Origin of the sequence: Flavobacterium sp., assembly GCF_017744675.1 — a bacterium.
Lineage (GTDB): Bacteria > Bacteroidota > Bacteroidia > Flavobacteriales > Flavobacteriaceae > Flavobacterium.
This window is the reverse complement of record NZ_JAGIAV010000004.1, coordinates 516,137-535,801: the sequence shown is the minus strand read 5'-3', so window position 1 is coordinate 535,801 and position 19,665 is coordinate 516,137. Positions and strand designations below refer to the sequence as shown.

14 protein-coding genes are annotated in these 19,665 nt (G+C 34.2%); 9 read left to right on the top strand and 5 right to left on the bottom strand.

What is annotated here, in order from left to right:
• Positions 1 to 6: 6 nt before the first annotated feature.
• Positions 7 to 1,416, bottom strand: a complete 1,410-nt coding sequence (gene gndA / locus J7574_RS12645) for an NADP-dependent phosphogluconate dehydrogenase (protein WP_290968713.1) — start codon at positions 1,414 to 1,416, stop codon at positions 7 to 9.
• Between the two features lie 529 nt (positions 1,417 to 1,945).
• Here gndA and J7574_RS12640 point away from each other — a divergent pair.
• Entirely contained in the window at positions 1,946 to 3,709 is a 1,764-nt protein-coding gene (locus J7574_RS12640) for a hypothetical protein (RefSeq protein WP_290968711.1), read from the top strand.
• Positions 3,710 to 3,930: 221 nt separating this feature from the next.
• Here J7574_RS12640 and J7574_RS12635 read toward each other — a convergent pair whose 3' ends face one another.
• Entirely contained in the window at positions 3,931 to 5,007 is a 1,077-nt protein-coding gene (locus tag J7574_RS12635; protein WP_290968707.1) for an ionic transporter y4hA, read from the bottom strand.
• 297 nt (positions 5,008 to 5,304) lie between these two features.
• On the opposite strand from J7574_RS12635, the gene J7574_RS12630 reads away from it, so the two are divergent.
• The gene (locus J7574_RS12630) at positions 5,305 to 6,270 is read left to right on the top strand and encodes a hydrogen peroxide-inducible genes activator (protein ID WP_290968705.1); all 966 of its coding nucleotides are present in this window, start codon (positions 5,305 to 5,307) and stop codon (positions 6,268 to 6,270) included.
• 114 nt (positions 6,271 to 6,384) lie between these two features.
• On the opposite strand, the gene J7574_RS12625 is transcribed toward J7574_RS12630, so the two are convergent.
• Positions 6,385 to 7,149: an alpha/beta hydrolase gene (locus tag J7574_RS12625; RefSeq protein ID WP_290968703.1), complete on the bottom strand. Its 765-nt coding sequence runs from the start codon at positions 7,147 to 7,149 to the stop codon at positions 6,385 to 6,387.
• Positions 7,150 to 7,369: 220 nt separating this feature from the next.
• A complete protein-coding gene (locus J7574_RS12620) occupies positions 7,370 to 7,786 on the bottom strand; it encodes an OsmC family protein (RefSeq protein WP_095929114.1) in 417 nt (138 codons plus the stop codon).
• A 305-nt stretch (positions 7,787 to 8,091) separates the two neighbouring features.
• On the opposite strand from J7574_RS12620, the gene J7574_RS12615 reads away from it, so the two are divergent.
• Genes J7574_RS12615 through J7574_RS12595 form a run of 5 tightly spaced genes read left to right on the top strand, consistent with a single transcriptional unit; the run spans position 8,092 to position 14,612 of the window.
• Positions 8,092 to 9,654: a type I restriction-modification system subunit M gene (locus tag J7574_RS12615; protein ID WP_290968696.1), complete on the top strand. Its 1,563-nt coding sequence runs from the start codon at positions 8,092 to 8,094 to the stop codon at positions 9,652 to 9,654.
• The gene (locus tag J7574_RS12610; protein ID WP_290968693.1) at positions 9,654 to 10,949 is read left to right on the top strand and encodes a restriction endonuclease subunit S; all 1,296 of its coding nucleotides are present in this window, start codon (positions 9,654 to 9,656) and stop codon (positions 10,947 to 10,949) included. The genes J7574_RS12615 and J7574_RS12610 overlap by 1 nt, the downstream gene beginning before the upstream one ends.
• A gap of 11 nt (positions 10,950 to 10,960) precedes the next feature.
• Positions 10,961 to 11,203, top strand: coding sequence for a hypothetical protein (locus tag J7574_RS12605; RefSeq protein ID WP_290968690.1), 243 nt, complete (start codon positions 10,961 to 10,963; stop codon positions 11,201 to 11,203).
• Between the two features lie 13 nt (positions 11,204 to 11,216).
• Entirely contained in the window at positions 11,217 to 14,096 is a 2,880-nt protein-coding gene (locus J7574_RS12600) for a type I restriction endonuclease subunit R (RefSeq protein ID WP_290968687.1), read from the top strand.
• A gap of 45 nt (positions 14,097 to 14,141) precedes the next feature.
• The gene (locus J7574_RS12595; RefSeq protein ID WP_290968685.1) at positions 14,142 to 14,612 is read left to right on the top strand and encodes a hypothetical protein; all 471 of its coding nucleotides are present in this window, start codon (positions 14,142 to 14,144) and stop codon (positions 14,610 to 14,612) included.
• 69 nt (positions 14,613 to 14,681) lie between these two features.
• Here J7574_RS12595 and J7574_RS12590 read toward each other — a convergent pair whose 3' ends face one another.
• Entirely contained in the window at positions 14,682 to 14,912 is a 231-nt protein-coding gene (locus J7574_RS12590) for a hypothetical protein (RefSeq protein WP_290968683.1), read from the bottom strand.
• A gap of 542 nt (positions 14,913 to 15,454) precedes the next feature.
• On the opposite strand from J7574_RS12590, the gene J7574_RS12585 reads away from it, so the two are divergent.
• Together J7574_RS12585 and J7574_RS12580 are read left to right on the top strand one after the other, a co-directional pair.
• A complete protein-coding gene (locus J7574_RS12585) occupies positions 15,455 to 17,971 on the top strand; it encodes a hypothetical protein (RefSeq protein ID WP_290968681.1) in 2,517 nt (838 codons plus the stop codon).
• Between the two features lie 153 nt (positions 17,972 to 18,124).
• Entirely contained in the window at positions 18,125 to 19,381 is a 1,257-nt protein-coding gene (locus J7574_RS12580) for a retropepsin-like aspartic protease (protein WP_290968679.1), read from the top strand.
• Positions 19,382 to 19,665 lie beyond the last annotated feature (284 nt).

Genomic DNA, 19,665 nt, shown 5'->3' with positions numbered 1-19,665 from the left:
AATTGTTTATTCAGCCCATTGCGTATGGAAAACGCCTTCTTTATCGATACGCTCGTAAGTATGCGCTCCAAAATAATCACGTTGTGCCTGAATTAAATTGGTTGGAAGATTAGCAGAACGGTAAGCATCAAAATACGCCAACGAGTTCATTAATCCTGAAACCGGTAATCCTTTTTGAACTGCAAACTGAATAACGGCTCTCATTCCTGATTGGTTGTCTACTAATTTTGAAGCGATTCCGCCATCCAAAAGTAAGTTTGGCAAATCTGTTTTGGCAACATATGCTTTTCTGAAATCTTCTAAAATCGTAGCACGAATGATACATCCGCCACGCCAAATTTTAGCAACCGTTTCTAGATTTAGTCCATAGTTGTATTCTTTAGAAGCCGTGTGAAGCTGTGCTAAACCTTGAGCATAAGTCACCACGATAGAAAAGAACAAAGCCGATTTTAAAGAAGCAATGGCTTCGCTTTGAGAAACATTGGTTTCGTCAGCATTCCAAACTAATTTCTTAGCTGCTTCAATTCTTTCAGGTTTAGTTTTAGACATATCACGCATGTTCACTGCTGCGTCGATTGTTGGAACTGGAACTTGTAAATCCATTGCGTTTTGCGAAGTCCATTTTCCTGTACCTTTAGATCTTGCCCAATCCGAAATTTTGTTGATTAACTGCGTTCCGTCTTCATCTTTTTGTTTCAAGATGTTTCCCGTAATTTCGATCAAATACGATCTTAAATCATCAGTCTGATTCCACTCAGCAAAAGTTTTCTGAATCGTTTCATCATCCAATTTATAACCTCTTTTCATTAAGTCATAAATCTCAGAAATCAACTGCATAATTCCGTATTCTATTCCGTTGTGCACCATTTTTACATAGTTTCCAGCAGAACCATTTCCTAAATATTCTACACAAGGTTCACCGTCTACTTTGGCAGCAATTGCTTCAAAAATAGGACGAAGTCTTTCATACGCTTTCTGATCTCCACCTGGCATCATAGCAGGACCAAAACGTGCGCCTTTTTCACCGCCAGAAATTCCCATTCCAAAAAAGTGGATTCCTTTTTCAGACAGTTCTAAAAATCTTCTGTCAGTATCCGTAAAATAAGTATTTCCGCCGTCGATGATGATATCTCCTTTATCTAAATGAGGAAGTAAACTGGCAATCGCGCTGTCAACCGGTTTTCCCGCAGGAACCAATAACATAATCGCTCTTGGCTGTTGAATAAGTTCTACAAAATGCTTGACATCTGTAGTTGCTTCGATAGTATGATCAGGAGCAGTTTCTTGTTGAAGAGAATTGACTTTTTCGGTATCCAAGTCTAAACCTGCAGCCGCGAAGTTGTGGCTGGCGATATTTAAAAGTAGGTTGCGGCCCATTACACCAAGTCCTACAATTCCAAAATCAAATTTGTTCATAGTTTTCAATTAACTAAATTATTAGAAAGCTGTTTTTTGCAGAAAAAAGCACGAAAAAGCACAGTAATGTTTTTTAGTTCAATGTTTTGCAGAAAAACAATGGTTATTTTAATTTTTTTACATTCAAAATGCGACCGCTAAGTTAGGCAAAAATGCTGAAAAAGAAGGAGTAAAATAGTTCACTTTTGGTCTTTATTGTGATACTTTTTATGTGTAAAAATCACGCTTATTGCAATTGTTTTTAGCTCATTATGCTACTAAATCGTTGTAATACTGATAATGCGAATTTTGAGATGCTTTTATCAGCAGTAATATACTATTTGTGAGAATAAAGAATAAAAAAATATAAAAAAGTTTATTGAAAATATAGGATTTGAGGTAATTTTGGAATGCAATTTCGCGATCCTAAATTTTTATTTTACTGATGAAACTCAAGAAATACCTACTTTATAAATAAGAACAAAACAGTAATAAAGAAGTAATGATAAAAATCGAACGCACCAATAACCTCGAGTAATTCCCTTTTTATATGCCTAATAACACAAAGTTTATTTTTATACTCTTTATCGTAATGCTTATTTCAAGTGTTTCTTTTAAAGCCAATGCACAATCCATATTAGAAAACGAAATCTCTGTTACTGCAAACAAGAAGCCATTAGGCAGTGTTTTGGGCTTGATGGAAGAAAAAGGAAATTTTAGATTTGCTTATTACGGCAAACTGGCTGTAAAAGATAGCATCGTAAGTATTCATGCCAATAATACTTCCATAAAAGGAGCTTTAGACCAGCTATTAGGTACCAAATACGAATACAAAGAATCGCCAGGATATATTATTGTGCGTTATGCCCCTTTAGAATTGGCTCTTGTACTGGAGAAAAACACCGTTATGAGCGACGGACAGCAAATTGTAATCGGTTATATTGTAGATACAAAAACGAACAATCGCCTCGAGAATGTGAGTGTATTGGAAAAAAATGCACTGCTGTCTACATTGACCAATAAAGAAGGTTTTTTTGAACTTCGATTAAAAAATGCGCCCCAAGCTATAGAACTGACAGCTGTTAAGGAAAATTATAAAACGGTAACTACGGTCTTTCTTTCTGAAGTTAAAATTCAGATGGGAGACAAAAAGAATAAAACAGATTATATAGATGGAGATTTTTCTGCAATTGAAAGATCGGGAATTGGTCGTTTCTTTATTTCTTCCAAACAAAAAATTCAATCGCTCAATCTGGGAGGATTTATTTCTAAAGTCCCTGTACAGGCTTCTTTAATTCCGAGTATCAGTACGCGAGGAATGCTGAATACTCAAATTGTCAATAATTTTTCTTTAAATATTTTGGGAGGTTACAATGCAGGAGTTCGCGGATTAGAAATGGCTGGACTTTATAACATTAACCGTATGAATGTTGATGCGCTTCAAATGGCGGGAATATTTAATACTGTTGGAGGTTCTGTAAACGGAGTGCAGCTGGCCGGAATCTACAATAATGTTTTCGGCAATTTAAGAGGATTGCAGATGAGTGGTATTCACAATAGTGTAAAAGGTTCGCAAATTGGTTTACAGATGAGCGGAATTTATAACAATGTCTATAAAGATTCCAAAGGAGTTCAAATTGCAGGAATTAGCAATACAGCAAAAGGTTCTCAAAACGGACTGCAGTTTTCAGGGATTTGCAATATTGGAAAAGACACTATACGAGGCGCTCAAATTACAGGACTTTTTAATTATGCCAAAGAGCTAAACGGAGTCCAATTTGGACTGGTAAACATTACCGATTCGCCATCTGGTTATAGTTTTGGTTTATTGAACTTTAAAAAAGGCGGTTATAAGAAAATCAGCGTTACAAGCAACGAAATTTCAGATCTGAATATTTCTGTGAAAACAGGTGACCATAAAATGTACACCATTTTGATGGCAGGTAGAAGCGACCGAAACAACGAAGAAAAGCTATTTTCTTTCGGAATCGGACTAGGAAAGAACATTCCGCTCGGGAAACGTTTTACTTTTAATCCTGAAATTAGCACACAATATCTTTATTTAGGAAATTGGGATTTCTACAACTCCTTGTCTAAGTTCGATACTTCTTTTTCTTTTCAATTATGCAAAGGCGTAGCCATGTCTGCAGGACCTTCGTTTAATCTGTATTGGTCAGAAAAACAAGATAAAGACGGCAATATAAACACTTCGACATTTGTTCAAGATCGTACCAAACGCTATAGTGTAATTAGCAGTAATAGCAAAGATATTTTGGGGTGGATAGGATGGAGTTTTGGTCTTACGTTTTTTTAAAGGTTTCTAATGATTTCTATTTGATACCATTGTAGATGATAGTTAGCTTTGACTTCTTGTTGAATAATTTTAAACACATAGAAACATGGTTTTAGAATAGGTGTAAAGGCGTTTCACTCACATCAATTCACACAGTGGCTATGTGTTAGAAACTAGTTTCTTTCTAAAATCTTTTTTAAAGAAAAACAATCTATCTTTCTATGTGTTTATAAAGGACATTTTTAAGGATAAATCATCAAAAACATAAAAGCAAACAGATTAACCAAAAGCACTACACCGTAAACCACATTCGATTTGCCTTTGCTTAAAGAAAGCATTACCGTAAAAACGGACAAAGCCAACAGTACAATAGATTTAATATCAAGTCCTAAGACAATAGGCATATTCATCATAATACAAACCACAGCCACACTCGGAATCGTTAATCCGATGCTGGCAAGGGCAGAACCTAACGCTAGATTCAAACTCGTTTGCAGTCTATTTTTTCTGGCCGCAATAATAGCTGCAATCGCTTCAGGCAATAAAATGATGATGGCAATGACGACTCCAACTAGCGATTTCGGAAGGCTATAACTCACAATGATTTTTTCTATGGTAGGAGAAAGCGTTTTGGCCAATAAAACTACAATTCCTAAACTGACCAACAGAAAAACAAGACTCGTATAAAACGTTTTATTATTAATTTCTATAGGATGCGTTTTTGTTTCTTCTTCGTTGTCTCCGTTTGCTAAGAAATATTGTCGGTAGCCTTTGGTTTGAGCAAATAAAAAAGAAGAATAGATGACTACGCAGGCAATAGAAGCAAAAATTAGTTGTGGTTTTGAATAATAAGAACCATGAACACTTTCTGTAAAAGTAGGGAAAACCAGAGTAAATACAATAATAGAAATCAGCGAAACCAAACCAATCGTTACCGAAGAAGCAGAGAAATTTTGTTCGTAATGTTTAATGCTTCCAATGAGAAGACACAAACCGATAATTCCGTTTAAGATCAGCATCGTGGCAGCGTAAACTGTATCTCTGGCTAAAGAAGCCGCTTCTGAACCTTCAGAAAGCATTAGAGAAACAATAATAGAAACTTCAATTACCGTGATCGAAATAGCCAAAATAATGGTTCCATAAGGTTCTCCAACACGTTCTGCAATAATTTCAGAATGATGCACCGCCGACATTACGCTTAGAATAAGCAGCACACTTGCAACGATTTGAAAAAGAGTACTGTTTTCTATTAAGCCGCTAAAAAGCAATGCCCAAGATAGAATCGGAATTATAATGGTCCACTGTAATAATTGTTTCATTTTTTGCACTTTAAAAATTTAGCCCATAATCACTAATAACAGGAACAGGATAGGCTTTAGATTTAAATATACAGCTTTTAAAGCTAAGAATCTTTTTGAAATTACTTTTTTAAGTACTTTTTAAGGTTTTACATAGCCATTTTTTCAAAATTTCGAACCATTTCTTTTTGATTGAGTTTTTCTTACCGTTTAAGCTTTGTCAAAGTTTCAAACTTTGACAAAGTTTTCATTAGAAATTAAAAATAAACTCAACAACTTAGTACCTTAGCATCTCAGTACCTTAGAACCTATAAAAAAATGACTATTCAGCAGTTAAAATATATTGTTGCCTTAGACGAAGAACGCCATTTTGCAAGAGCTGCCGAAGTTTGTATGGTAACGCAGCCAGGATTGACTATTCAGTTGAAAAATCTAGAAGAAGAAATTGGAATCAAGATTTTTGACCGAAATAAAGTGCCGTTGACGCCAACTGTTTTAGGAATCGAAATTATTAATAAAGCCAAAAAGATACTTCGTGAAGTCGATGAAATTCGTGATTTTGTAATCAACGAAAAAAATCTGCTGGAAGGGGAGTTGAAGCTTGGTATTATTTCTACTTTATCGCCTTATCTAATTCCGCTGTTTATTCAAGCAATGAAAGAAGCGGCGCCAAAAGTGCATTTTATTATTAAAGAAGGATATACGGGACACTTAATGCGCGATTTAGAAACAGGTGCAATAGACGTTGCCATTATGGCGACACCAACCGGAAACCCGAATTTAATTGAACATGTTGTTTTTAAAGAGCCATTTGTTGCGTATTTAAATCAGACGCATCCTATGGCGAATGATGAATTTTACGAAATGCAGCCGGGTGACAAAACAGAATTGTTATTGTTGCATCACGAATATTGCTACAACGCACAATTGCTAGACATTTGCGGACTAAAAACATCCGATAAAATAAAGGAACAATTTACCTATGACATCAATTCGATAGAAACCTTAAAAAATCTAGTTCGCGCCCATTTAGGATTTGCGATTATTCCTAAACTTTCCACCTTAAACGAGTCAGGCGGACTCTTTAAACCTTTCAAAGAACCCGTTCCCGTAAGAGAAATAAGTCTAGTAGTTTCCGATTCCTTCTCCAAGAAATTATTGCTAGAAAAAATGAACGAAGCCATCTGGAACTGCCTTCCTGAATCCCTCAAAAAAGATTTCAGTTATAAAAAAATCCGCTGGAACGATTCGCCTTATTTTATTAAAGCGATTAGTAAGCTTTAAAAAAAATCAATACTAAAATTCCAAATTCCAAGCTATACAGTAATTGGAATTTGGAATTTTTTATTTGGAATTTCTCCCAAATTCATTGGAATTTGGAATTTAAAATATTGGAATTTAATTTTTAGACGCCTCAACAATCACATTCGCCACTTTCTCTGGCTGAGAAATAAACACCACGTGACTTCCTTTAATTTCAGTGATTTTTGTGTTAGAACGTTTGTACATCGCGTGCTGAATACTCGGAACAATACTTTTATCTTCAGTTGCTACGATTCCGTAAGAAGGTTTAGTTCTCCAAGCCGCTTTAGTTATTTTAGTTAAAAAACCTTGTGCATGGAAAGCACCTTGCGAAGCATACATAAAATCAGCTTGTTCTTTACTCAAATCTCCTGCAAAACCAGCGTGAAATTTCGCTTTGTCGTAATAAGCAATTCCTTTTTCATCTGGAGGCAATACACCATTTTCTGGAGCTGGAGGAGCAGTTTGCAACCATTGAACAGAGTTTTCGCCATTATCAGGCTGTAAAGCCGCTACGTAAACCAAAGCCGCTACTTTTGGGTGATTTCCAGCTTCTGTAATGACAGTTCCGCCCCAAGAATGTCCCACCAAAATGGTTGGTCCGTCTTGTTTGTCTAAAGCCAAGTTTGTAGCTTGAACATCATCCTCCAAAGAACTCAATGGATTCTGAACAATCGTTACATTATAGCCTTTTTTGGTCAAAACCTTGTATAAACCCTGCCATCCAGAACCATCTGCAAAGGCACCGTGAACCAATACGACATTTTTAATTTTAGGATTAGTTTGTGCGTTTATGTTTGTGAATGCTAAACTAAAAATTAGTATTGCAAATGCTAAAAAGCTTTTAAATATTGTTTTCATTTTTATAAAATTTTAGATTGATTAGAAATTTCAATTTTGAAAATTTCAAATTCCAATTTTCTCAATCTTGTCATTTCGACGAAGGAGAAATCTCCGCGAGTAGCTCCACAAAGATTGGTAATAATCTTTGTAGAGTTTCTGACGTGTCCTTCGACTTCGCTTAGGATGACAAAGCTTTACGCAAAGATTTGGAATTTGGGATTTTTGTATTGGGATTTATTTAAAGTAAAGTGATTGATAAAGTAATTTCAGTATTCAACAACTTAGAAATTGGACAAATTTCTTTTGCTTTTTGAGCGGTTTGCTGAAATTCTTCTGCAGAAATTCCAGGTACTTTTCCAGTAAGTTCTAGTTGAATTAAAGTAATAGTTCCGTCTTCAAAAGTTACTTTAGCCGTTGTGTCTAAATCTTCTGGAACGAAACCAGCTTCAGACAATAAAAAGCTTAATTGCATGGTAAAACAGCCAGAATGTGCCGCTGCGATTAATTCCTCAGGGTTGGTTCCAACACCTTGCTCAAAACGAGTTTTGAATGATAATTGGGCATTGTCTAAAGTTGTGCTTTGTGTACTAATGGTTCCTTTTCCTTCCATTCCTGTACCTTTCCAGTTTGCGTTTGCTCTTCTTGTAAATTTCATGATTTCTATTTTTTAAGTTATTTTTTAAGATGTTCAAATCATTTCTTTGATTTTGATGAGACAAAGGTATAGCGAAGGTGTTTATTAATCAAATTAATAATTTTTAGTAGTTATAAAATTTGTTTATAATTATACATTATTTACTTGATTTTGTTGTTCTTTTTAATTTTTGTGAATTGAAAAACAACAATAAATAAAATGATTGCTTTTTGGATACTTTACGTTTTTCCTCTTTCCACTTCCGTTTATATTCGATATTTTAGCACTTTCTAAAATATCAGAATAAACAAACAATAAATTGCTTAATGGCAGCCGAACAAAAACAAAAATTAGAACAACAACTTTGGAACATTGCAAACACTCTTCGAGGAAAAATGGATGCCGATGATTTCAGGGATTATATATTAGGTTTTATTTTCTACAAGTATTTAAGTACCAAAATGGATTTGTATGCTAATGAAGTACTAAAACCAGACGGGTTGACTTTTAAAGAAGTTAAAGGACATCCTGACGAAGCCCTATTATTGCAAGAATTAAAATTATTAGCAATTGATAAACTAGGTTTTTTCTTGGAACCCTCTGAATTGTTTTCTGAATTAGCAAAAAGAGGAAATTCAGGCGGTATAAATAATTTTATTCTTGGTGATTTAGCTAAAGTACTTACCCATATTGAGCAAAGTACAATGGGAACAGAAAGCGAAGAGGATTTCGGAAACCTGTTTTCAGACCTAGACTTAACTTCTCATAAATTAGGGAAATCTGAAACGGATAAAAATGAATTAATTGTTCGTGTACTGATGCATTTAGATGAAATTGATTTTGATCTTGAAAATACAGATAGTGATGTGCTTGGAGATGCCTACGAATATTTGATTGGCAAGTTTGCTAGTGGTGCAGGAAAAAAAGCAGGTGAATTTTATACGCCACAACAGGTCAGCAGTATTTTGGCACAATTAGTAACTGTAGGTAAAGAAAAGCTTAAAAGTGTTTACGATCCTACATGTGGTTCTGGCTCCTTATTGTTACGTGTGGCAAAAGAAGTAAAAAATGTAGGTGAATTTTATGGACAGGAAATGAATCCTACAACTTACAACTTATGTCGTATGAACATGATTATGCACGATGTGCATTACAAACGTTTTGATATTAAAAATGAAGACACTTTAGAACGTCCGCAACATTACGATATGCGTTTTGAAGCTATTGTTGCCAATCCACCTTTTTCTGCAAAGTGGAGCGCGAGCCCTTTATTTATGAGCCAAGATCGTTTTTCGGACTATGGGAAACTAGCTCCAAGCAGTAAAGCAGATTTTGCTTTTGTACAACACATGGTTCATCAATTAGACGATAATGGAACAATGGCTGTAGTTTTACCTCACGGAGTTTTATTTCGTGGGGCTTCTGAAGGACATATACGCGAATATTTAATAAAAGAGAAAAATTATTTGGATGCTGTAATTGGTTTGCCTGCCAATATTTTTTACGGTACCTCGATTCCGACTTGTATTTTGGTTCTTAAGAAAAAAAGAGAGAATCCAAACGACATTTTGTTTATTGATGCGAGCCAGAATTACGAAAAGGTAAAGACTCAGAATGTTTTACGAAGCGAAGATATTGACAAAATTATTAGCACTTACAAAAACAGAATTGGAGAAGTAAAATATAGCCATATTGCACTTTTGAGTGAAATAGCCACTAATGATTACAACCTGAATATTCCTCGTTATGTTGATACTTTTGAAGACGAAGAAAGTATTGATATAAATGCAATTGCTAACGAAATTAAGGTTTTGAATGCAACTATTGAAGAAACAGATAAAACCATTGTCGGTTTTTGCAATGAACTAGGAATTGAAACACCTTTCTAATGAGTACAGCAATTTTACGAATAGAAAAGAAAAAAAGTGAAGCACCACAATTGCGTTTTCCTGAGTTTGAAGAAAATTGGAAAGAAAAAAGATTTGGTGAACTTTATTCATTTTACAATACAAATTCATTATCTAGGGATAAATTAAATTATGACGAAGGAGAAGTATATAATATTCATTACGGAGATATTCATACAAAATTCCAAACTCATTTTTATCTGAAAAATGAAAATGTCCCTTTAATAATTTCTGATGTAGATTTATCTAATATAAAAAAAGAGTCATATTGTAAAAATGGCGATATAATTATGGCAGATGCTTCTGAAGATTATGCTGATATTGGTAAGTCAATTGAATTAATTGATATTTGTAATGTAAAATTATTGTCTGGACTTCATACATTTTTAGCTAGACCAATTTCAGATAAAACTTTCATAGGATTTACTGGTTATCTTTTGAAATCTTGGAAATTAAGAAAACAAATAATGCTAATAGCTCAGGGGACAAAAGTTCTTAGCTTATCCACAAGTAGAGTTGCAAATCTTAAACTTAATATTCCAACTCTCGAGGAGCAACAAAAAATAGCTTCTTTTTTAAGTACGGTTGATGGAAAAATACAACAACTTTCACGCAAAAAGGAATTATTAGAGCAATACAAAAAAGGCGTAATGCAACAATTGTTTTCTAGGAAATTACGCTTTAAAGATGAAAATGGAAATGATTATCCGGATTGGAAAGTAAGAAAATTAAGCGAAGTTTTTTTCGAACATAAAGATAAGAGCAGTGGAAATGAAGATGTTTTTTCAGTATCGGTTCATAAAGGATTGATTAATCAAATTGAACATTTAGGAAGAGCTTTTGCCGCTAAAAATACAGAGAATTATAACCTGGTAAAAAATGGTGATCTAGTTTATACTAAAAGTCCAACTGGGAACTTTCCTCTAGGGATAATTAAGCAAAGTAAAATTGTAGAAAATGTAATTGTTTCCCCTCTTTATGGGGTTTTTACACCTGAAACAAAAGGGCTAGGTTATATGCTCAATGTTTACTTCGAATCTCCAATAAATGTAAATAATTATTTAAGATCTATAGTGCAAAAGGGGGCTAAGAATACTATTAATATAACAAATACAACGTTTTTATCAAAAAAGATGTATTTGCCTACTTCAAAAGAAGAACAAGATAAAATAGGTTATTTTTTAGAACAGCTTGATTTTAAAATTGAAAATACTAAAGAAGAAATTACTCAATTTCAAAGATTTAAAAAAGGATTGTTGCAACAAATGTTTGTTTAAAAAATAAAAAAATGTTAAAAGTAGAAAAATTAATTGAATTTGGATTTGTAGAAATTAGTCACGACCTCGGTAACTATTATGCAAAGTCTAAGCTATGTTTGGTTCCTCAAGTTGGAGTGTGGGTAGTTGCTTCAAATTTTGGAGAAATAGCAAGTGGAGTTGAAAGGAGAATACCATATATTGTAAATGAACTCGATTTAAGGAATTATATTAGATGGTGTGGTTTAAACGATGTTGAATTTTTAGGATCATAAAAGTTAGTATCCGATGAGCTATCAATCAGAAGCTGTATTAGAAAACAATCTAATCAAACAATTGGTTAGCTTGGGTTTTTCATCTGTAAAAATACAAGATGGAGGATCTTTGGTTTCAAACTTAAAAAATCAACTAGAGATTTTTAATGAAACCACTTTTACAGCTAAAGATTTTGATACTATTTTAAATCATCTTGCAAAAGGGAATGTTTTTGAAAAAGCAAAAACATTACGAGATCGTTTCCAATTGGATAAAGAAGATGGAACTTCTTTTTATGTCCGTTTTTTTAATACAGAACAGAGTAATAAGAATTTATTTCAGGTTACAAATCAAATCAGTTTAGAAGGCAGTTACAAAAACCGTTTTGACGTTACACTTTTAGTCAACGGTTTGCCTTTAGTGCAAATAGAATTAAAGCGCTCAGGAATTGAAATCAAGGAAGCTTTTAATCAAATTAATCGGTACCAAAACCATTCATTTTGGAGCAATCATGGTTTGTTTCAATATGTGCAATTATTTGTAATAAGCAATGGAGGCAATACTAAATATTTAGCCAACAATAAATTGCAATCAGTAAAACAAACTTTCTTTTGGGCGGATTCTAATAATAAAAACATTACTGAATTAAAAGATTTTACTGCTTCGTTTTTAAATCCAGATCATTTAGGTAAAATGATTGCGCATTACATTGTGTTGAATGAAACACATAAAGTAATGATGGTTTTGCGTCCCTATCAATATTTTGCAACTGAAGCAATTATTCATCAGGTTAAAAACTCAAATGACAACGCCTACATTTGGCATACAACAGGTTCAGGAAAAACGCTTACTTCTTTTAAAGCAAGCCAAATTTTAGTTGAGTTGCCCGAAGTTTACAAATTGGTTTTTGTAGTAGATAGAAAAGATTTGGATTATCAAACAATGAATGAGTTCAATGCTTTCAAAAAAGACAGCGTTGATGTTACAGATAATACACAATCTTTAATCAAGCAATTAACAGATAATACGAAGTTAGTTTTAACGACTATTCAAAAATTAAATAATGCCATTTCTCAAAAAAATAAAAGTAATATTGAATATTTAAGAGATAAGAAAATCGTTTTTATTTTTGATGAATGTCATCGTTCTCAATTTGGAGACACACACGATAGAATAACTAAATTCTTTGAGAAAAGCCAATTAATAGGTTTTACAGGAACTCCAATCTTTGCAGAAAATGCGTCAAAGAATGATTACGGAAAGAGAACAACAAAAGACTTATTTGGTAATTGTCTACATAAATATGTAATAACTGATGCTATTAGAGATCAAAATGTATTACGTTTTGGAATTGAATATGTTGGTAAATACAAAAATACAAGCAAAACATTTATTGATATAGAGGTAGAAGATATTGACAAACAAGAAGTGTATGATTCTAAAAAGAGAATCAATAAGATTGTCGATTATATTATTGCCTATCATAATCAAAAAACATTTAATAGAGATTATTCCGCATTATTAGCTGTGAGTAGTATTGATAATGTAATTCAATATTATGATCTTTTCCAAGAGAAGAAAGAGGCAGGAGTACATGATTTGCGAATTGCGACTATATTCACATATGGTGTAAATGAAGATTCAGATGAAGCACAGGATTTTCTTCCAGCAGATGAAGTAGATTTTGATGTTTTAGCTGAGCCACAAACACAATATCAATCTAATCATACAAGAGATAAACTTGAAAAATATATTGGGCATTATAACGCAATGTATGGTACAAGTTTCACAAATAAAGACAATAAATCATTTGAAAAATACTTTCAAAACATAAGTAAACGATTAAAAAATCGAGAAAAAGAAAACTTCAACGATGAACTAGATCGTTTAGATATTGTTATTGTTGTCAATATGATGTTAACTGGTTTTGATGCAAAAAAAGTAAATACACTTTATGTAGATAAAAATTTGAAACAACATGGTTTAATCCAAGCATTTTCGCGAACAAATAGAATATTAGGTGAGCAGAAGTCGCAGGGAAATATTTTAGCTTTCAGAAATCTAAAAAAAGCTACAGATGATGCGATCACTTTGTTTTCTAATAAAGAAGCCACTGAAGTAGTAACAATGCCAGCATATGAAGATATTGCGAAGAAATTTGATGAAGCTTTAATACATTTAAGGGAAATCACCCCAACGTATCAAGATGTAAATGATTTAGAAAGTGAGGAAGAAGAAGCTTTATTTGTACAAGCTTTTAGAAAATTAATGCGTGCAATGAATATCCTGCAATCTTACGCAGATTTTGATTGGGATGATTTACTAATTGATGAAGAAGAATATAATAATTACAAAGGCAAATATTTAGATTTATATCAAAAGGTAAAACAAGACAATCAAAAACAAAAAACGTCTATACTTGATGATATAGATTTTGAATTAGAATTAATTCATAGAGATAAAGTCAATGTTGCATATATTTTAAAATTATTAGCACAATTAAAACAAATAAAAACTGCTAGTGCTACTAATGCTAAAAGAAAAGCTATTATTGATTTGTTAGGTGGCGATATTAATCTACGAAGTAAGAGAGAACTAATTCAAAAATTTATTGATGAAAATATGCCTTTTATAAAAGATGGAGATTCGATTGAAGATGAATTTGAGAAGTTTTGGCAAGACCAGAAAGTTTTAGCTTTAGGAAAAATATGTGATGAAGAACATTTAGATAAAGCACAATTTAAAGCTTTAATTGATGCTTACATATATAGTGGAAGAGAACCCATAAAAGATGAAGTTTTTCAATGTTTAGATAATAGACCAAGTATTCTTCAAGCTCGAGTTATTGGAGATAGGATTATTACTAAGATGAAGGAATATGTTGAAGTTTTTGTTAAAGGAATGATTGCTTAGAAGTTGTTTTAAAATCAAAAAATAAATTTAATATAAAAAATACTTATGAAGTTTTTAGTTATTTCAGGTGCACCTCAAACAGGAAAAACGACATCAATTAATAAAATTGCAGAATGGCTGACAATTGGTATTACGACAGATATATATGGCGAAGCACTTCCATCTTTTCTTCCTGGCATTAAAGGAAAATATGAAGATTTTTCTATTGTGATTAATAGACATGGTAAAAAAATTATTATCCATTCTGCAACAGATAATAAACCTTGGATGGATAAATTGACAAATAAATTAAAAGAAAACCCAGATACAGATGTTGTTGTAACTTCTTGCAGAGACATTTATTGGGAGAGAAACTATTTTTCAGATAATGTTAAGCCTTTTGCTAGTTTCTTTTTGGAATCTCCTTTAGGTAAAATTACAAGGCAGAAGGATTTTGCACTTGCTAATAAACTTTATAAAGCCAATTTATTTCTTATGCATAAACATATTTTGATAAATAGTCCTTATAATTTATAATAAAAAAACAAAACCCTCAATCTTTTTCGCAAAAAGATCAAGGGTTTTAATTTTTTCAAAAAAGAAACCTTATTCTACATCCAAATATGGATTTAAAGTTTCGGCTAATTCGTTGAGCCAATAGAAACTGTCTCTTAATTTGGTTTCTTGCTGGATGTTTTCTTGTTCGCTCATCACGTTTAGTGCGAGGGTGAAATTGACCTGTCTTAGGGCTTTCGCCATAGATTGCGGGTCGATTCTGTCGTTGAAGAAATTCATCAGCCTGATTTCGGCTTCTTTTGAAAGGGTTTTGGTACTCATAACTCTGTAATTTAGGAAATATAAAACCCATGTAGCTAAGGTGTCCTACGCTTACAGAAGCGTTACGGTTGTTTCCAATGCCGCCACCATACCACATGGGCAAGAAGTTTTTTAAGTATCATATTCTGTAATTTAGGAATCGCAAATATATCAAAAAAAGGATAATTTTTGTTTGTCAGAAAAATATTATAATTTGTAAGAATTGATTTCCAAAAAAATCTTCTTATAAAAACGAAAACCCTAGCCCTGATAGAAGTGGAAATCCTTTTATGGTGGGGTTCACCATAAAAGATTGAAACGGATAGCAGGAAATAGCTCCTAATAAAAAATCTCACTTCAAACCTTGTTTTACAAAGCAGATTTAAATTTTAGCTCGAGAAAATAAGGATGATTTTGGTACAATTTGGTTTCAAATTACAATCTGAAACAAAGTAACGGACTGATTTTTAGTTTTTTTTATTCGGTGAATTTAATTTTATGGAAAGAATTTTATAAGACGACCAGAAGAATAAATTTTTAATGAATAATCTAACTTTAAATTTATGAAAAAAGCTTTTCTCATAATTGCAGTTTGTCTGAGTGCGATTTTGTTCTCCTGCAAAAAAGATAAAGAACAATTAAATACAGAAACGGAAAAGTCTGATACGGCAAGTTCTGGATTAATTGCCGATAATGGCTGGCCGCGCGAAGCGGAGAACAACGGTACAAAACTGGTTTATTATCAGCCTCAGGTAGACGACTGGAAGGATTTTAAAGAACTTACGGCGCGTGTGGCTTTTTCGTTAACTCCAAAAGACGGAAAACAGGTTTTGGGTGTGGCTTCTTTAAAAGCAGAAACCTTGGTGGATAAAGACAATAGAAGTGCTTTTATTAAAAATCTTCAGGTAACCGATGTTCGATTTCCTGCTCTAGACGAAAAGAAAGTTCCCGAAATGGAAAAACTGTTTAAAGAAACATTGCCTAAAAGCGGAGAACCGATTTCGGTAGATCGCATTCTGGCCGATTTAAGCCATACCAAAAGTCCGCCAAAAGGAATTGCGGCTAAAAATGATGCACCGACTATTTTTTATAGTACCAATCCGTCGATTTTGCTGATTGTACAGGGAGAACCGGTTTTGGTGCCTATAGATAAATCGGATATTCAATTTGTAGTCAATACGAATTGGGATGTGTTTTATGATAAAACGGCAAAAGATTATTATCTCTTGGTTGATAATATTTGGCTGACTTCTAAAGATATTGCGGGCAAATGGACGAAAACAACCAAATTGCCTTCTGGTTTAAATAATCTGCCTTCGGGACAGAATTATGATGAAGTCAAAAAAATGATTCCGCCACCGTCTTCGGGAGCGGCTCCAGAGGTTTTCTATAGCAATAAACCTGCTGAATTGATTGCGGTAAACGGAAGTCCGAATTTCATTAAAATCCCTGGAACTAAATTAATGTACATCGATAATACGGAAAATGATGTTTTTGCTAATGAGGGAGACGGTCAATATTATGTGCTATTATCAGGAAGATGGTTTAAATCGAAAGAATTAACTGGACCTTGGTCGTATGCAGGAAATAATTTGCCGGCTGATTTTGCTAAGATTCCGAAAGATTCTCCGCGTGCCAATGTATTGTCGTCTGTGCCTGGAACACAGGAAGCAAAAGATGCCGTGATGTTGGCTCAAGTTCCGACAACGGCTATTTTGAAAAAATCGGATGCTGAGGCAAAAGTAAAAGTGACATATGATGGAGGAACGGCTCAATTTAAACCTATTGAAGGCACGAAAATGCAATATGCGAGCAATACGCAAGAGAAAATTATAAAAGTAGGCGATTTGTATTATTTATGCTTTCAGGCGGTTTGGTTTATGTCGACAAGTCCAAACGGACCTTGGAAAACAGCCGATTCTGTTCCGAAAGAAATCTATACAATTCCGCCAAGTTCACCTGTGTATAATGTAACCTATGTTACGCAAACTACAACTGATACTACGGTAGAAAGCAGTTCTACGGCAGGTTATTTGGGGGCCTTTATTATTGGCGCTACAGTAGGCGCAATCTTGACTTATGGTACGGGATGGTATTATCCGCCTTATGTGTATTACGGTGGGATGTATCCAATTTATCGTCCGTGGCCTTATGCGTATGGAGGTGGAGCGGTTTACAATCCGTGGACTGGTGGTTATGCGGCCGGAAGACGCGTTTACGGACCTTATGGTGCTGCGGGAACTTCGGCGTGGTACAATCCTGCAACAGGAAGATACGGACGTTCTGCAAGTATGCAAGGCTGGTATGGCGGTCGCACGGCAGCAAGTACCTACAATCCGTGGACAGGAAATTATGCGAGAACCAATCAAGGGCATAACGCGTATGCACAATGGGGACATTCGGCTGCGACAAACGGTAATCAGTGGGCGCAAACTGGACATATTACAACAAGACGAGGAACGGCAGTTGCTTATCAGACCTCAGGCGGAAAAGAAGGTGTAATTACACATCGCAGAGGCGGAGGAACGACTGTTCATACCAACAATAACAATCTTTATGCAGGTCACGATGGACATGTCTATAAAAGAGATGCCAACGGAAACTGGAGTCATTACAATAACGGAAACGGTGGCTGGACACAAGCAGGAACTTTGGGTTCGTCTAAAAAAACAGGTGAAGGAATTCAGAATAGAGCTAATCAAGGACTTGGTGCCAATGGAGCGGGAGAGCGAATTCAGCGTGATAATCAGGGATTGGGAGCAAATGGAGCAGGAGAAAGAATTCAGCCGAAAGCAAACCAAAACTTGGGTGGTGAAACTCGACTAGGAGGAGCAACGCAACGTGATAATTTTACCAAACCAGAACAAACGCTGGGGCAACCCAATAAACCGCTTGGTGAAGCAGGTCGTCCTGATATTACAAACGATCTAGACCGTTCTGCTTTTTCAAGAGACCGTGGCGAATCGCAAACGCGTAATTTCCAAAACTTCCAAAGAGATGGCGGCAGCCGTTTAGGCGGTGGCGGAGGTTTCAGCGGTGGAGGTTTTAGAGGAGGCGGAGGCTTTAGAGGAAGAAGATAAATACAATAAAGTTAGTTATAATTCAAAAAATCAGGAATGGTAGAAATACTAGACCTGATTTTTTTTTAAATCTCAATCCTTAAATTCTAAAAACAAGTAATTGAAATTTTAATTTTAGATTTTCCTTATATTTAACATTCAAAAATTAAATAGATGAATTTTAAGAAACTTTTACTTGTTTTTTTTCTTATGGCACAAGTCGTATTGGGTCAGACGAACTCAGATTCTATTTTAAAACAGCTGAGCAAACAGCATCAGTTTGCTAAAATGGATAGTCTTAACAATAGAGAAAAAGGTAAAGATTATTATTTCTATAAAGGATTGTATGCCAATGTCTGCAACAAACCAAAGCTTTCAAACCAGTATTTGGACAGCCTGAAAAATAATGAACTTATAAATAGTTATGAATTTGCCAAATTGAAAGATGATAACTACATTAAACTCTTCAGTTATAATTCTGCTTATATGGCTTCTAAAGTTTTGACCATGAAGTTTCAGCAAAAATTTACCAAAGAAGAACTTCTTGACGAAATAAACACTCAGAAAATCTGGAAGACTTTGCGAAGTACGAGACCTCAGTCTATCGACAAATTCTCGAAAATTACTTTGGCTACGATAAGAGATAAAGCGGGTCTGATTACAACAGAGGTTAAAGCAAAAGATACATTGGCTCATTTTGTTTTTGATACTGGAGCAGGAATCAGCTGTATCACAGAAAGCATTGCAAAAAAAATGGGGCTAAAAATTCTTCCCGACGATGATATTTCGGTGGAGAGTTTTACGGGGCAAAAGAATAAAGTTCGTATTGGCGTTGCACCTGAAATTACTTTAGGGGAACTGAAAATTCATAACGCTGTATTTTTAGTATATCCAGATAAGGCTTTTACTTTTGCAGATGGAGCATATGTGATTAACGGAATTATTGGTTTCCCTATTGTAAAAGAATTAGGAACCATTACAATTGAAAAAGATAAACTTACGTTTTCTAAAGAATTAGATTCTGGTGCAAATGAAAAAAACTTGTTTGTAGACGAACTTAGAGCAATTGTAATGCTGGAGTATAAAGGTAAAACACTGCCATTCAATTTTGATAGTGGCGCAAAAGTGAGTCTCTTCAACAAAGCGTTTTACGAAAAATTCAAAACAGCTCTTGATCAAGCTGGAACTCTAGAAACGATGAAATCTTCTAGTGCAGGAGCAGAAGTTGTTTCGACTGAAGTTTTAGTTTTAAAAGAGCAGCAAATATCGCTCGGAAATAAAACAATTCAGCTTCAAAAAATGGAAATTGACCCAAAAGATTATGGCGTTTATGGCGAAGTAAACTTTGGCAATATTGGTCAAGATATCCTCGGGCAATTTGAAAAGGTAGTGATTAGCTTTGATGGCAATTATTTGAAATTAGAGAATTAGAATTAACTACAGAAGAATTATATAAATCAGGATAGTAATAACATACTATACCTGATTTTTTTTGCTAACTGCTTATTTAACCGCAAAGCACGCAAAGGTTTACGCAATCCCGATAGCTATCGGGAGCAAGGTTTTTTTAATCTCGCAAAGTTTCTAAATTCTTTGAGTCTTAGGGACTTTGCGAGCAATTCCACCATCGTTATCCACAAAGCCTTGCGCTCTTTGCATTTTTACAAAGTCCACGCAAAAAAACCTTGCGTGCTTTGCGGTAAAATACACCAGCA

Excerpts from the sequence above, each read along its gene's own strand:
- J7574_RS12630 (WP_290968705.1), top strand. The coding sequence starts at position 5,305 with ATGACTATTCAGCAGTTAAAATATATTGTTGCCTTAGACGAAGAACGC.
- gndA (WP_290968713.1), bottom strand. The coding sequence starts at position 1,416 with ATGAACAAATTTGATTTTGGAATTGTAGGACTTGGTGTAATGGGCCGC.
- J7574_RS12620 (WP_095929114.1), bottom strand. The coding sequence starts at position 7,786 with ATGAAATTTACAAGAAGAGCAAACGCAAACTGGAAAGGTACAGGAATG.
- J7574_RS12605 (WP_290968690.1), top strand. The coding sequence starts at position 10,961 with ATGTTAAAAGTAGAAAAATTAATTGAATTTGGATTTGTAGAAATTAGT.
- J7574_RS12580 (WP_290968679.1), top strand. The coding sequence starts at position 18,125 with ATGAATTTTAAGAAACTTTTACTTGTTTTTTTTCTTATGGCACAAGTC.
- J7574_RS12610 (WP_290968693.1), top strand. The coding sequence starts at position 9,654 with ATGAGTACAGCAATTTTACGAATAGAAAAGAAAAAAAGTGAAGCACCA.
- J7574_RS12595 (WP_290968685.1), top strand. The coding sequence starts at position 14,142 with ATGAAGTTTTTAGTTATTTCAGGTGCACCTCAAACAGGAAAAACGACA.
- J7574_RS12625 (WP_290968703.1), bottom strand. The coding sequence starts at position 7,149 with ATGAAAACAATATTTAAAAGCTTTTTAGCATTTGCAATACTAATTTTT.
- J7574_RS12590 (WP_290968683.1), bottom strand. The coding sequence starts at position 14,912 with ATGAGTACCAAAACCCTTTCAAAAGAAGCCGAAATCAGGCTGATGAAT.
- J7574_RS12585 (WP_290968681.1), top strand. The coding sequence starts at position 15,455 with ATGAAAAAAGCTTTTCTCATAATTGCAGTTTGTCTGAGTGCGATTTTG.
- J7574_RS12635 (WP_290968707.1), bottom strand. The coding sequence starts at position 5,007 with ATGAAACAATTATTACAGTGGACCATTATAATTCCGATTCTATCTTGG.
- J7574_RS12600 (WP_290968687.1), top strand. The coding sequence starts at position 11,217 with ATGAGCTATCAATCAGAAGCTGTATTAGAAAACAATCTAATCAAACAA.
- J7574_RS12615 (WP_290968696.1), top strand. The coding sequence starts at position 8,092 with ATGGCAGCCGAACAAAAACAAAAATTAGAACAACAACTTTGGAACATT.
- J7574_RS12640 (WP_290968711.1), top strand. The coding sequence starts at position 1,946 with ATGCCTAATAACACAAAGTTTATTTTTATACTCTTTATCGTAATGCTT.